The following is a 14,820-nucleotide window of genomic DNA, read 5'->3' as shown; positions in this document are numbered from 1 at the left end:
ATAATGCTATTGAAACAATATTGCAAACTCATGATCAGCGCGAAGTGAAAATTGAGCGTCATGGAACAAAACCTGATATTTTAATTCCTTTAGATGAGATCCGTATAGAGCAGGTTCTCATTAATTTTCTCACAAATGCCATTAAATATTCACCGGATAACAATCAGGTTATAGTTACCACTTTTGTAGACAAGGAAGCGGAGGAAGTACGAGTGAATGTAACCGACTTTGGGATTGGAATTCCTGATTTTAAACAGGATGCTGTATTTAAGAAATTCTATCGTGTAGAAGAATCTTCATTGCAGTTTCAGGGTATGGGGATCGGATTGTTCATTTGTTCTGAAATCATCAAGCAGCACCATGGAAGTGTTGGCGTTTCCAGCATTCTAGATGAAGGCTCTACTTTTTATTTTACATTACCCCTAAATTAATTTTAATGCCCAAAAAAATAATACGAAATCTTCAGTTTGGAGTAGGTCTTTCACTTTTGATTTTAATCGCAAGTTCACTGGCTTCCTATTGGAGTATCCAGAACCAGATGAATCATAGGGAGAATCTTTCTAAAAGCAGACGTTCTGTAACAGCAGTGAAAGATGTGCTGGTTGCTTTACTGGATGCAGAAACCGGAAACAGAGGTTATCAGCTTACCGGGAGAGAAGACTTTCTTGAACCCTATAAAAGGGGATTGAGAGAATATCCTGAAGCTTTGATACGCGCTGAATCTTTGGGTATCAATGATCAGAATCAATTACAAAGACTTGCCGGTCTGAAAGCTGCAGTGGATCGGGTAATGGATAATCTGAAGCATTTGGTTGAGAACAGACGAAGAGGTATTATAATGACTCAACAGCAGATTATTGAAGGCAAGGCCTATATGGATCAATCCCGGAAAATTGTTAATGATTTTGTACAATACGAAGAAAGACAGCTGCAAATTAAAAATAAGGATCTTAACCGTTCATCCGGGACAACGGTTCTGTTTATCATTTTTTCCGCAATTGCTGCAGTTGTTGTAACTACATTTTTCTATATAAAAATGCGTGCAGATCTTATCCGAAGAGATAAACTGGAAAAAATGCTTAAGGAGAAGGATGAAGAAACAATGCGTCGTGTAAGTGCTATTCAAAAAATTGCCAACAGAGTAGCTAACGGTGATTACAGTGAAAAAGTAGTGGATAATGCTCAGGATGATCTCGGAGACCTTGTTGAATCTCTGAATAATATGACAGAATCTCTCAAAACCTCCTTTGATAAAATTAATAAAAGCGACTGGCGTCAGAAAGGTCTTGCTTTGCTGAATGAATCACTGGTAGGAAATAAATCGGTGCAGGAAGTTTCTGATAAAGCTTTAATGCAATTGATTGAATATGGAAACTGTATTAACGGTTCGCTGTATTTATATGATGAAGGCCTGTTAAAGCTTAATAAAGCTTACGGACTGGAATCCAATATGAAAAAATCTTTTGAGCCTGGAGAAGGAATGGTGGGACAGGCTTTTGTTAAAACTAAAACACAGGTTTACAATAATCTTCATGAAGATGATTTTGTAGTGACTTTTGCCAGCAGTACGATTAAAATTTATGGAATTATACTGCTTCCACTCTTTGCAGACGGTCATATAATCGGAGTTCTTGAACTTGGCTCCACTTCTAACTTTGATGAAGACAGAATAAGTTATTTTGAAGAATGTTGCGTTAATATAGGAATTGCCCTGAGTGCTGCAAAAGGCCGGGAAAAAGAACAACAGTTACTGGAAGAAACCCAGGCACAGTCTGAAGAACTGCAGGTTCAGCACTCTGAACTTGAAAATCTGAATACCGAACTTGAAGCACAAACACAGAAACTTCAGGCTTCGGAAGAAGAGCTCAAAGTACAGCAGGAAGAACTGATGCAGGCTAATGCAGAACTGGAAGAACGTTCCAGATTGCTGGAAGAGAAAAATCATTTGATTGCTGAACGTAATAATGAGATTCAGAAGAAGGTAGAGGAGCTGGCATTAAGTACCAAATACAAATCTGAGTTTTTAGCCAATATGTCTCATGAATTGAGAACTCCGCTGAATTCAATCCTTCTTTTATCACGATTAATGACGGAAAATCCGGATGAAAACCTCAATGAAGATCAAGTAGAATCTGCAAAAGTAATTCATAGTTCCGGAACCAGTTTATTAACCCTTATTGATGAAATTCTGGATCTTGCAAAAATAGAATCCGGTAAGATGACTCTTGAATATCAGGAGGTGATTATCGAAGAAGTGGTACAAGATCTAAAGAGTCTTTTTAACCCTGTCTTTCAGGAGAAAGCCCTTCCGTTCAATATTGAAATTGAAGCAGACGTTCAGGATGTTATCGAAAGTGACCGTCTTAGAATTGATCAGGTCTTAAGAAATCTATTGTCCAATGCTTTAAAATTTACCACAAAAGGAAGCATAGATTTACACATCAAAAAACATTCTGAAAAACCTGATTTCATAATATTTTCAGTTAAAGATACAGGTGTTGGGATTGCAGAAGATAAGCAAAAGATCATCTTTGAAGCATTCCAGCAGGCAGATGGTTCTACCAAACGAAAATTTGGAGGGACAGGCCTTGGTTTATCAATCAGCCGTGAAATTGCCAGGCTTCTGGGAGGTGAGCTTGCTCTGAAAAGTGAGCTAGACAAAGGAAGTGAGTTCAGTTTTATCATTCCTGTACATGCCGTAACGGAAATTGCTCATTCTGAGACAGATCAGGATCTTGTAGAAGTGATACGTGAAGATGTGGAAGAAATCCAAAATATACTTGATGATGGAGAAGAAAAAACCACTCCGTTAAATACCCTTGAGGTTCCTGATGATGTGGCGGATGACAGAGAAAATATTCAGGAAGGGGATAAGGTTATTTTAATTATTGAAGATGATATCAATTTTGCTAAAGCCTTATTGAAATATGCTCATTTGCAAAACTATAAAGGAGTTGTTGTAGTGAGAGGAGATTATGGTCTTTCAGCAGCTCAGAAGTACCACCCACATGCCATTCTATTGGATGTTCAGCTTCCTGTAAAAGATGGTTGGGAGGTAATGGACGAACTGAAATCAGATCCTTATATCAAACATATTCCGGTTCATATGATGTCTGTCCTTCATCTTAAAAAGGAAAGCCTGATGAAAGGTGCTGTAGACTTTATTAACAAGCCGGTAGCGCTGGATAAAATGACTGATGTATTCAGAAAAATCGAAGAAGCCTTAAAAAAAGGATCTCAAAAAGTACTGATTGTAGAAGAAAACGCCAAGCATGCCAGTGCATTGTCTTATTTCCTGAGCAATTTCAATATCTCTTTATCAGTAGAACATACGGTGGAAGATAGTGTAAAAGCTCTGACTTCGGATCTTGTTGACTGCGTTATTCTGGATATCGGAAGCTCAAAAGGAAATGATTATCATGTAATAGAATCAATCAAAAGTCATGAAGGGCTGGAAAATCTTCCTATTATCATTTTTACAGAACACCATTTATCTAAAGAAGAAGAGCTTAAAATAAAACAGTATGCAGATTCAATTGTTGTAAAAACAGCACATTCATACCAGAGAATTTTAGATGAAGTAGGGTTGTTCCTGCATTTGGTGGAAGAAAAAAATAATTCCTCAGAAAATACCACAGGCAGAATGTTGGGATCTCTCACCGAAGTGCTGAGTGGTAAAAAAGTACTCATTACGGATGATGATGTCCGTAATATCTTTTCTTTAACCAAAGCCCTGGAAAAATATAAGGTGGAAGTGATTGTAGCCATGGATGGAAAGCATGCCCTTGAGCAAATTCATCACAATCCTGATATAGATGTGATCTTAATGGATATGATGATGCCGGAAATGGATGGCTATGAAACCATAAAGCAGATAAGAAAAATGCCGGCATTTAGAAAGCTTCCTATCATAGCCGTAACTGCAAAATCAATGATTGGAGAGCGCGAGAAATGTATTACAGCCGGTGCTTCGGATTATATCTCAAAACCCGTGGATATTGATCAGCTATTGTCGCTTCTTCGCGTTTGGTTATATGAAAGTTAAACAGATAAAATTCTGATGAATAAGAAAATTTTAATTGTGGATGATGATCCACGCAATATATTCGCATTGAAGCTAACCCTTAAGGCTCGTGGATATGCGGTTGAAACCTGTACTATGGCTCAGGAAGCTTTAGATATGCTAAAGGCTGATCCTCAGTTTTCAGTGGTACTGATGGATATGATGATGCCTGGAATAGATGGCTATGAAGCGGTAAGGATTATAAGAAACACCCCTGAAATCAAAGATATTCCCGTTGTTGCCGTTACCGCACAGGCAATGCCTGAAGACCGTCAGAAATGTATTGAGGTAGGGGCTGATGATTATGTTTCGAAACCCATTGATGTGGACCTTTTAATAATGGCAATAGAAAAACTTTCATAGATGCTGGAACCAAGTATCATAAAAGATAAAGAAGTAGAATATCTGATCAACGATGTTTATGAGATGTATGGCTATGACTTTTCCGGTTATAGCAGGGCTTCGTTTAAAAGAAGGGTGAATCGTATATGCCTTTTAGACCGGTTTACCAGCTTCGCGGAACTGAGATATACCATTATGAATGATGCCGAATATTTAAAACGTTTTGTAGAGGAAGTTACAGTAAATGTCACAGAAATGTTTCGCGATCCTTCTTTTTTTAAAGCATTAAGGGAGAAAATTTTGCCTCAATTAGGAACCTATCCTTTGATCAGGATCTGGATTGCAGGATGCTCCACGGGGGAAGAAGCATACTCTATTGCTATTTTGCTGAAAGAAGCAGGTCTTTATCATAAATCCCTTATCTATGGTACTGATTTAAACCCTGCTGTTCTTGAGACGGCCAGAGCGGGAGTTTTTCCGCTACAGCAGATGAAATTATACTCCGAAAATTATATGCTTTCGGGTGGAAAAAGTGATTTTTCTGATTATTATACGGCGAATTATGACAGCGTAAAATTTGATAAAAGCTTACAGGAAAAACTTATCTTATCTACTCATAATCTTGTGTCAGACAGTTCTTTCAATAGCTTTCAGCTGATTATCTGCAGAAATGTTCTGATTTATTTTGATAGAGAACTACAGGAAAGAGTATTTAACCTTTTTGACAACAGTCTGGAAAATTTAGGTTTTCTGGCTCTTGGTGCTAAAGAAACACTTAGGTTTTCTACCATTGAAAAGAAGTATCACCAGGTGGAAGATCAGAAAATCTGGAAAAAGCTTGATCATCACTAATAAGTACTGCTATGAAATCACAGACGAACATTGAACTCATTGTTATAGGAGGATCGGCAGGAAGTTTACAGGTCATTATTGAAATGATCAAAAATCTTGATGATGCTCTGAAAATCCCCATAGTGATTGTCCTTCACCGCAAAGCCCAATCCGGAGATATTTTGCGGACTTTATTACAGCAGTTTACTAAAATACCAGTGATAGAAGTAGAAGATAAAACTGAAATAAATAACAATACCTTATATATCGTGCCGGCTGATTATCATTTGCTGTTTGAAAATAAGAAAAATATGTCATTGGACAGCTCAGAAAAAATGAATTATTCCCGCCCTTCCATAGATGTTACCTTCAGATCTGCAGGGGAAATTTTTGGAGAACATATGACCGGAATCCTTTTATCAGGTGCCAATGCTGATGGAGTAGAAGGCTTGTGCTATATCAAAAAAAATAACGGACAGGTGTGGATTCAGGATCCTGCCACGGCAGAAGTAGAATATATGCCCAAACATGCCGTAGAAGAAATTAATTATGATCTCATTATCAGACCAGATAATTTGGCAGATTATATCAATCAATTGTAATAAGAATAACCTAAATAATATGAACAAAAAGAAAATTTTAATTTTTGATGATGATGCTGCTATTTTGGAAGTGATTACCATCATATTTGAAGAGAATGGCTACGAAGTTAAGATTTCAGAAACTTCACATGACATTCTGGAGAAAGTAGCAAAATATCATCCTGATGTTATTCTGATGGATAACTGGATTCCGAAAATAGGAGGAGTAGAAGCTACAAAACTTCTTAAAAGCAGTGAAGAATTTAATCATATTCCTGTCATCTATGTTACTGCAAATAATGATATCGCGGCTTTAGCTTCCGAAGCACAGGCAGATGATTATGTATCAAAACCTTTCAATCTGGATGACCTTGAAGAAATGGTGGCAAAACATATAAAAGAGCAGGTATAAATACCATATACTTTTTCAGGCATCAATAATCTCTCAAATTTTGAGGGATTATTGATTTTTCAGAGTAGAAATGATTTCATTTTTTGTCAGATAATAGCTGTTGATATTATGAATTAAAGAGCGTAATAAAAGATATAACTGCGGGTTGTCCATTATCGTATTCGAGAATGTCTGCACAAGAATTAATTTTTTTGAAACTATATTATGTGCAGTAATATATTCAGAACTAAGATCAATGTCAATATTCAATTCCCTCTTTATTTTGAAATTAAAATATTCATCTATTAAATGCTTATCATTAATCAGATCCAATAATTCTATTTTTGTTTCATCCATACTATTGATAATTATACTTTAAAGTACAAATGTTATACCGTATAAGGGGAAATACTTAACATTATAATAAAATAAGGTATATTTGTATACTATTTTAATCAACATGAATTTTGCCCTTATTAAAGATTTTATGACGCTCCTCGAGCAATTTGAATCAGAAGCTAATATATATCCTGATGTCTATCCTGCTACAATAGAAGGCTTTAAGACCTGGATTTCTGATCAGGAGACCACTCAACAGACTGATACTTTTGATGAGCCTTATTGGGAAGGTAAAGAAAATGGAAGAACACCGGAAAGTGCAATCAATACATTACTTGTTCATCTTAACCGATATGCAAAAACTTACTCAAAATCTGCGATATCAGATTCTGAATTTTCTACCCAGGAAGACTTTATTTATTTAATCAATTTGAAGGCATTTGGTGAAATGACCAAAATGGCCCTTATTAAAAAGAATATTCATGATAAACCGGTAGGTATGCTTATCATTACAAGACTATTGCGTCAGGGGCTTGTTGAGCAAACAGATTCTGATCTGGATAAGCGAAGCAAATTAATCCGTATTTCTGAAAGAGGGTTGTTAACCCTTGAAAAACAAATGGAGAAGATCCGGCAGGCTACCAACATTGTGGCAGGAAATCTTAACCATAAAGAGAAGATGGATCTGATTCGTATTCTCAATAAACTGGATCGTTTTCATTATCCTATTTTTTCGCGAAACATCAACGCAGATCAGCTTATTAACACTGTTTATGACGAATATGCATTTGAAAATTCATAGCAAATTCTTACAAGTACTATTTGCAAAACTACCTGAATAAAAGAATCTGCCCTTTAGAGGCAGATCCAGTAGATAAATACATCTCATTTTTTTAATTAGACAACAATAAAAAGCACAGCCGACAATGCTGTGCTTAAATTTTTATTTCAAATTTAATTGCAATTTCAAGAGTAGTAAGAAAAGCAAATAAAGTTTCCACTTCGATGTTTATTACATAGTAAATGTAGTAATAATTTTAATACGAAATATGAATTTAATGTTAAAATTCACAAGTTATCCACAAAAAAATGTGGATAACTTATCGGGTTTTCTGAAATCATTGTTCAGAAAGGTATTGTAAAACAAAATCATTCAAGGTTTTTTTCTCTTCATCAGTTCCTTTATTGTCCATATGTGCATGATTGATCTGCGTAGGCTGTACGGTGATATGGTACTTATTCCGGTTCTCTTCATCAGGCAGAACTCCTTCATCAGCAGGGTAATCATTGGAGCGTAACGTGTAAATCCTGGGAAGGGAAGTTCTCGGCAGAAACATTCTGCGGTTATCCATTGTAATCAGTTTATATACCAGGTTAGGATGCTGATTGGTGAATAATGCTGCCATATCCCCTCCGTTAGAATGGCCTATAAGAGTCAGATGTGAATAATCCAGCTCCGGGTGAGTCTTTTTAAGTTCATTCAGTACAAATAGAATGTTATCAGAACCACTTTGCCAGAAAGGTCTTCTTACAATCTGCAAATTTCCTTCGGTTGGTAAAAGACTGTCTGTTGTAAGTTCATGTTGAATGCTTACTGTAAAATAGCCTTTTGAAGCCAGTTTTTCTGTTAAATAAGAATATACAAAATAATCTCCACCTTTGTTGGCTCCATATCCATGACTGAAGATAACAACTGGCTGATGTAGGATCTTTTTAGCAGTTTTAGGATGGTAAAAAGCAACAGGAATCTTCCGGTTTCTGCTCTGGTCAAATAAGGTTAATGTATCCAGCTTTACTTCATAATCATTATTTCCAGTATTTTTCTTTTGTACGGAACAGTTGAATATGAAGAGAGGAATGGCGAAAATAATGACTTGAGAGTATTTCATGATTTGTTTTTTATAATCCGGAATTTAGTTCATCTGCCAATATAGGAGTTAGTTCCGGTGAGGAAAATCATCTTCCTTTATTTAGCTTTTTAATGCAGGTTCTGTTTAAGGCTGCCATCAAAATTATTATCGCTGATTCATCTTACAGGGAAACTCTTTCCAACGGAAATAAATCTTACAGACTGCAAAGGTGAAGATGTCTGTGCTGCAGATCTGGCAGCGTTTCTGGTTTCTCAGATGAAAAACTTATTTCTTACAGCCATACATCAGGATGCGCTTAAATGCATAGATGGCCGGATATTTTGTAAATCTTTTTGCGATGCGTGATTTAAATTCTGAAATGAAATTTTCTTTCTGTTCCTTTTTAAGACGTTCTAAATAAGGTAACAATGCTGTTCCGGAAATAAAGGTGTATAAAGCCTCGGAATCATCTGCAATAATAGGGTATACCTTCTGAAATATTTCAATATCCTGAATTCCGTTATCAAATAATATCTGGGCATAATCATCCATTGAAAGCACCGGAGAATCACGGTTGAAATGATTTAACTGGGATACGTAAGGTTCTTCATCTGCCATTTCTGTAAGAATCTGATTGAGAATATTTTCTTTCTGAACAGGCATTTGTATGGCTAATTGTCCTTTTTGTGAAAGCAATCCAATAATTTTAGGAAATAAGGCTTGGTGATCATCAGCCCATTGTAAAGCGGCATTACTGAACACAAGATCCCATTTCTGGTCAGACTGTGCTGTTTCTTCAATAGACTGAAGCTTAAAATGAAGGTTTTTATTTTCATACTTCTTCGATTTTTCAAGCATTTCTGATGATGAATCAATTCCTAAGAATGTGGAACCTGTCAGTTTTTCCGTAAGGATAGAGGTCTGTTCTCCGGTTCCACAGCCTAAGTCAATAGCTTTTATATTGTTTCCGGGCTTAATCAATGCTGCTAGATCATAAAAAGGCTTGTAGCGTACATCTTTGTACTGATCGTATAATTCGGGATTCCAGGGCATAAAGAATAATTTTGTAATTTTAATAAATATAGAAAATCTCAATAAAAAATCGGCTGTTTTAAAACAGCCGATTGTATTTATTGTTCCAGTTTTTCTTTGATGTATTTTGCCGTATAGGACTTTTTATTTTTAGTCAGATCTTCAGGTGTTCCTGCAAATACAACTTCTCCGCCGTGTTTTCCAGCTTCCGGGCCAATATCAATAATATAATCTGCACATTTGATGATATCAGGCTGATGTTCAATAACAATCACCGAATGTCCAAGATCAATCAATGCCTGTAATGATTTCAGTAATTTCTGAATATCATGGAAGTGAAGCCCTGTGGAAGGCTCATCAAAGATGAATAACGTTTTATCTGTTGTAACCCCCTTTACAAGGAATGAAGCCAGTTTCACACGCTGCGCCTCACCACCGGAAAGGGTAGAAGAGCTTTGTCCCAGTTGTAAGTAGCCTAAACCTACTTCCTGTAAAGGTCTCAACTTCGTTACGATTTTCTCTTCATTATTCTCTTTAAAGAACTCCAACGCTTCATCTACGGTCATATGAAGAATATCAGAGATGTTTTTCTCATCAAATCTTACTTCAAGGATCTCATTTTTGAATCGTGTTCCTTTACAAACTTCACATTCAAGTTCAATGTCTGCCATAAACTGCATGGAAACGTTGATTACCCCTTCTCCTTTACATTCATCACATCTTCCGCCATCTACGTTGAAAGAGAAATGTTTAGGCTTGTAACCCATCATTTTAGCGACTTTCTGCTTGGCAAAAAGATCACGGATGTCATCGTAAGCTTTTAAGTAAGTTACAGGGTTTGAACGTGATGATTTTCCAATCGGGTTCTGATCAATCAGTTCAATATTTTTGATTAGTTTCTTCGGGAATTCTACAGAGTCATAATCTCCTTTTTTACCACCCATTCCAAGCTGGATCTGGATGTCATTGGTAAGAATTTCTTTCATCAAAGTAGATTTTCCACTTCCTGAAACTCCGGAAATGACTACCAGACTTTCCAAAGGAACGTCTACATCGATATTTTTAAGGTTATTCTGACGGGCTCCTTTAATGTGAATCCATTCTTTTCCTTTTCTTCTTTTCTTCGGAACTTCTATTTTAAGTCTTCCGGTAAGATATTCTGAAGTAAGCGTGCTTGCTTTTTTCAGATCCTTATAATCTCCGGCAAATACCAGTTCACCGCCAAGATAACCCGCTTCCGGGCCAATATCAATAATATAGTCTGCCGCTCTCATCACATCCTCATCGTGTTCCACTACTATGACGGTGTTTCCAAGGTCACGAAGATTTTTCAATACTTCGATGAGGTTTTCCGTATCTTTAGAATGCAGCCCGATAGAAGGCTCATCCAGGATGTAAATAGACCCTACCAAAGAACTTCCTAAGCTTGTTGCCAGGTTGATTCTCTGACTTTCTCCTCCCGACAGGGTATTCGATGTTCTGTTTAATGTTAAATATCCTAATCCTACTTTTAATAAAAACTCAAGGCGGGTAGTGATTTCGTAGATCAGTCTTTTGGCTACTTCTTTGTCATGATCTGAAAGTTTTAATCCGTTAATTACCGGAGCGAGTTCATCCAAAGGCAGTTCGATCATCGACTGAATATTATGTCCGTCAACTTTTACCCAGCTTGTTTCTTCACGAAGTCTCAATCCTTCACATGTAGGGCAAAGTGTTTTTCCTCTGTAGCGGGAAAGCATTACTCTGTACTGGATTTTATAAAGGTTTTCTTCAAGCATTTTGAAGAAATTATTGATGCATGGGAAGTTACTCTTTCCGTCACCTTTCCAAAGAAAGTTTTTCTGTTCTTTTGTTAATTGATGATAAGGTTTGTGGATAGGGAAGTCACCTGCTTTTTTGATGAAATCTTTTTTCCATTCACTCATCGTTTCTCCTCTCCAGCAGACAACAGCATCTTCATAGATAGAAAGCGTTTTATTGGGAACTACAAGATCTTCATCAATCCCGATTACTTTTCCGTATCCTTCACATGCCGGGCATGCTCCGTATGGGTTATTGAAGCTGAAAAAATGAACGTTGGGTTCAAGGAATTCCATACCGTCCAGTTCGAACTTATTAGAGAATTCTTTTACTTTTTCAGTATCGGTATTTTTTAATGAACAATATCCGCGTCCTTCATAGAATGCCATTTGAATTGAGTCTGCAAGTCTTTGTAAAAAGCTTTCGTCTTCTTCGTACGAGAAACGGTCGATTATAAGGTTAATCGTCATTCCTTTTTCCGGAGCAAAACCAAAACTTTCAAGATCTTCAATCCCGGCTACATTTCCATTGATTTCAAGTCTCGTGAAACCGGCCAGTTTTAAAACATTTAATGTTTCTTTAAAATTATTAATGTCATATTCCAAAGGAGCGGTCAATAGAAATGAAGTATCTTTTTTTGATGCCTTGATGAAGTCAATTACATCAGAAACCGAATCTTTTTTCACTTCTTCTCCCGAAACCGGTGAAAAGGTTTTCCCAATCCTTGCAAACAAGAGTTTCATATAATCGTAAATCTCTGTAGAAGTTCCCACTGTAGAACGAGGATTGGAAGAAATTACTTTCTGCTGAATGGCAATAGAAGGGGCAAGTCCTTTGATATCATCTACTTTTGGTTTTTCTAATTTTCCCAAAAACTGACGGGCATAAGAACTTAAGCTTTCAACATATCTTCTCTGTCCTTCTGCATAAATAGTATCAAAGGCCAAAGAGGACTTACCACTTCCTGAAACTCCTGTAATAACAATAAGCTTATTCTTCGGAATCAGGACGTCTATATGTTTCAGATTATTAAGATGGGCATTCTTAACGAAAATCTGTTTTTTTATATCTATTTCTGTTGTGTTAGCCATATTTTGTTTATTCATATAAAGACTGTACAGCATTAAGGCTGCCAGTAATGGTGTTTGGCTACAAATATTCTGCGGCCGGTATCAATTGAACTTTTACATCTATTCTGAATTCATCCGAAACCTGTTGCTGCATTTCTATAAATGCGGACAAAAATTACTGTTGAAATAGAATACTTTCATCGTAAAATTAAGACCCACAAAATTACGAAATTTTAGCGAAAAATTTACGCTTATCTTATTGTTAAAAATTGTTATTATCAACATGAAATAAGAAGTCGAAAAAAGAAATAGACCTGTAGATAAATGATAAAAATGAATGTTTTTTGTGGACTTAATTTTGTTTTACTGTTTATTTTACAGTGTTTTATGTGGATTTTTGAAATATGTTGTGTTTTTTTATTTAACTATTGTTTTATGTTGTAAAATTATTTAAAATTGTAGCCGTAAATATGTAATATAGAAATGAGAAAATTATTCAGAGATCTAGTTACACATTTAATGAGAAAAAGATAGAATTACTCCCTCACACAGATGCAGCATTACGCTGCATCTTTTTTTATGACAACTATCATTTGCCTGTCTTGGTGAACTCCCTTACTTTTGGACTCTGTTAAAAAAACTACGAAAACGGTTATGATCAAAAAGATAGGAAGTGCTTTTTTTCTGGGAACTTTACTTTGGGTAAATGCACAGGAAAAGACAACAGATATTGAAAGCATTGAATTTCAGGGAAAATTTATCTCTACACCTTATAAAAGCGCTAATCAGAACATCAGTGTTATCACCAGAGAAGACATTGTAAATTCTCCGGCTAAAAGTATCGATGAAATTCTTCAGCAGGTGCCAGGGATGGATATCAGAAGGAGAGGAGCTAATGGGGTGCAGAGTGATATCGGTTTTCGTGGAAGTTCTTTTGAGCAGGTTCTGCTGTTGTTGAACGGAATCAGGATGAATGATTCCCAGACCGGACATAATAATATGAATATTCCGGTAGATCTTGATGACGTAGAAAAGATAGAGATCATAAAAGGCCCGGCAGCAAGACGTTTCGGACAGAATGCTTATGCCGGTGTTATTAATATTATTACCAGGACTACACCAGGGAAGAAAGTGAAAATCAGTGCAGAGGGCGGAGATTACAGCACGTATGGTCTTGGATTTAATGCGCAGATTGGAAATGAGAAGTTCACGAACTCTCTTCAGGCGAATTCTGCTTCTTCAGAAGGCTATATGTTCAATACGGACTATGAGATCAGAAATGTATTTTATCAGGGAAAACTGAATATCAAAAACGGAGATGTAAGAGTACAGGCTGGTTTTTCAGAAAAGAAATTCGGGGCCAATGGTTTTTATGCTTCCAGTGCTGCTACAAAACAATATGAGGAAACACAAGCTTCTATCGTAAGTGTAGCTCATCAGCAGACTTTTGGAAAGCTGAAGCTTAGCTCCAATGTATACTGGAGAAGAGGACAGGATATGTACGTTTATGACAGATGGAACCCTATTTTTTACCGAAATATGCACATCGGAAATAATGTGGGTGGAGAAGTAAATTCCAGTTACCAGTGGGGATTGGGAACAACCGGAATTGGAGTTGAGCTTAGAAAAGAACTTTTGGCGAGCAGTAATTTAGGAAACAGAAATCGTTTTGTTTCTCAGGTTTTCTTTGAACATCATTTTTCATTACTGGACAAAAAACTGAACATCAGTCCTGGAATTTCATGGGCTAATTATTCTAAAGAAGGAAATTTTTTCTATCCGGGGCTTGATGTAGGATATAACTTTAATTCTAATAATAAAATCTACGGAAATATTGCAAAAGTACACCGTATACCAACATTTACCGAACTGTATTATGTAAGTCCCACGGAACATGGAAATCCTGATTTGCTTCCTGAAAATGCAGTTTCATCCGAGGTAGGATATCAGTACCAGAACAACAGAATTTTGGCTAAAATCAGTGGTTTCCTGAGGAATTCCAACAATTCCATTGACTGGGTGAAAAAGGAGCTGAGTGATAAAGTATGGTTTGCTCAGAATGTGGGAAATATTAAAACGAAAGGAATAGAAGCAGAGTGGAGCCATAGACCTGCAGACTGGTTAAAATATACCGTTGGATATACTTATATTGACAGCAAATATGAAGAAAAAGCGGGCTTGGTTTCTCGATATATCCTGGACAATCTGAAACATCAGTTTGTTTCCAAATTAGAAGTAAAATTCCTGAAAAACTTTACCAATGAGCTTGTTTACCGTTACAATGAAAGAGTCAATCTGGGAACCTATAATCTTGTAGATGAGAAGCTGAGCTTTGCCAAGAAAGATTATTCGGTTTATGTATTGATTAACAATGTAACGAATACAAAATATACGGAGGCATTTGGTGTCGGAATGCCGCAAAGATGGTTCCACCTCGGGTTTTCTTATACTATTAATATTAAGTAGGTGTTAATTTAATATTAATGAAAGTTAATATTAACAAATTGTTAAAAAATATACA

Annotated in this window: 12 protein-coding genes; 8 read left to right on the top strand and 4 right to left on the bottom strand. The window is 36.4% G+C overall.

Annotation, left to right across the window (positions count from 1 at the left end):
* The 6 genes from ACODR7_RS09280 to ACODR7_RS09255 form a co-directional block, all read left to right on the top strand.
* Positions 1–431, top strand: a 431-nt coding sequence (locus ACODR7_RS09280) for a sensor histidine kinase (RefSeq protein WP_488838766.1), incomplete at its 5' end; no start/stop codon positions are given.
* Positions 432–436: 5 nt separating this feature from the next.
* Positions 437–4,045: a response regulator gene (locus ACODR7_RS09275; RefSeq protein ID WP_488838765.1), complete on the top strand. Its 3,609-nt coding sequence runs from the start codon at positions 437–439 to the stop codon at positions 4,043–4,045.
* Between the two features lie 15 nt (positions 4,046–4,060).
* A complete protein-coding gene (locus ACODR7_RS09270; protein ID WP_488838764.1) occupies positions 4,061–4,426 on the top strand; it encodes a response regulator in 366 nt (121 codons plus the stop codon).
* Entirely contained in the window at positions 4,427–5,257 is an 831-nt protein-coding gene (locus ACODR7_RS09265) for a CheR family methyltransferase (RefSeq protein ID WP_488838763.1), read from the top strand. It begins immediately after the preceding gene.
* Positions 5,258–5,268: 11 nt separating this feature from the next.
* A complete protein-coding gene (locus tag ACODR7_RS09260) occupies positions 5,269–5,838 on the top strand; it encodes a chemotaxis protein CheB (protein ID WP_488838762.1) in 570 nt (189 codons plus the stop codon).
* A 19-nt stretch (positions 5,839–5,857) separates the two neighbouring features.
* A complete protein-coding gene (locus ACODR7_RS09255) occupies positions 5,858–6,229 on the top strand; it encodes a response regulator (protein ID WP_488838761.1) in 372 nt (123 codons plus the stop codon).
* Positions 6,230–6,277: 48 nt separating this feature from the next.
* On the opposite strand, the gene ACODR7_RS09250 is transcribed toward ACODR7_RS09255, so the two are convergent.
* The gene (locus ACODR7_RS09250) at positions 6,278–6,565 is read right to left on the bottom strand and encodes a hypothetical protein (protein ID WP_076597378.1); all 288 of its coding nucleotides are present in this window, start codon (positions 6,563–6,565) and stop codon (positions 6,278–6,280) included.
* A gap of 82 nt (positions 6,566–6,647) precedes the next feature.
* On the opposite strand from ACODR7_RS09250, the gene ACODR7_RS09245 reads away from it, so the two are divergent.
* The gene (locus ACODR7_RS09245; protein ID WP_488838760.1) at positions 6,648–7,349 is read left to right on the top strand and encodes a MarR family winged helix-turn-helix transcriptional regulator; all 702 of its coding nucleotides are present in this window, start codon (positions 6,648–6,650) and stop codon (positions 7,347–7,349) included.
* Between the two features lie 316 nt (positions 7,350–7,665).
* On the opposite strand, the gene ACODR7_RS09240 is transcribed toward ACODR7_RS09245, so the two are convergent.
* The 3 genes from ACODR7_RS09240 to uvrA all read right to left on the bottom strand — a co-directional run bounded on the left by ACODR7_RS09240 (position 7,666) and on the right by uvrA (position 12,320).
* A complete protein-coding gene (locus ACODR7_RS09240) occupies positions 7,666–8,436 on the bottom strand; it encodes an alpha/beta hydrolase (protein WP_488838759.1) in 771 nt (256 codons plus the stop codon).
* Between the two features lie 246 nt (positions 8,437–8,682).
* Positions 8,683–9,450 (bottom strand): methyltransferase domain-containing protein, encoded by a 768-nt coding sequence (locus ACODR7_RS09235; RefSeq protein ID WP_488838758.1) that lies wholly within the window; start codon positions 9,448–9,450, stop codon positions 8,683–8,685.
* A gap of 77 nt (positions 9,451–9,527) precedes the next feature.
* On the bottom strand, positions 9,528–12,320 hold the full coding sequence (gene uvrA / locus ACODR7_RS09230) for an excinuclease ABC subunit UvrA (RefSeq protein WP_488838757.1): 2,793 nt from the start codon (positions 12,318–12,320) through the stop codon (positions 9,528–9,530).
* Between the two features lie 633 nt (positions 12,321–12,953).
* Here uvrA and ACODR7_RS09225 point away from each other — a divergent pair.
* Complete coding sequence (locus tag ACODR7_RS09225; protein ID WP_488838756.1) at positions 12,954–14,765, top strand: TonB-dependent receptor plug domain-containing protein; 1,812 nt, start codon at positions 12,954–12,956, stop codon at positions 14,763–14,765.
* Positions 14,766–14,820: the final 55 nt, after the last annotated feature.

Source organism: Chryseobacterium sp. FG46, from assembly GCF_057809135.1.
The sequence above is the reverse complement of the archived record's forward strand: the minus strand, read 5'-3'. Positions and strand labels throughout refer to the sequence as shown.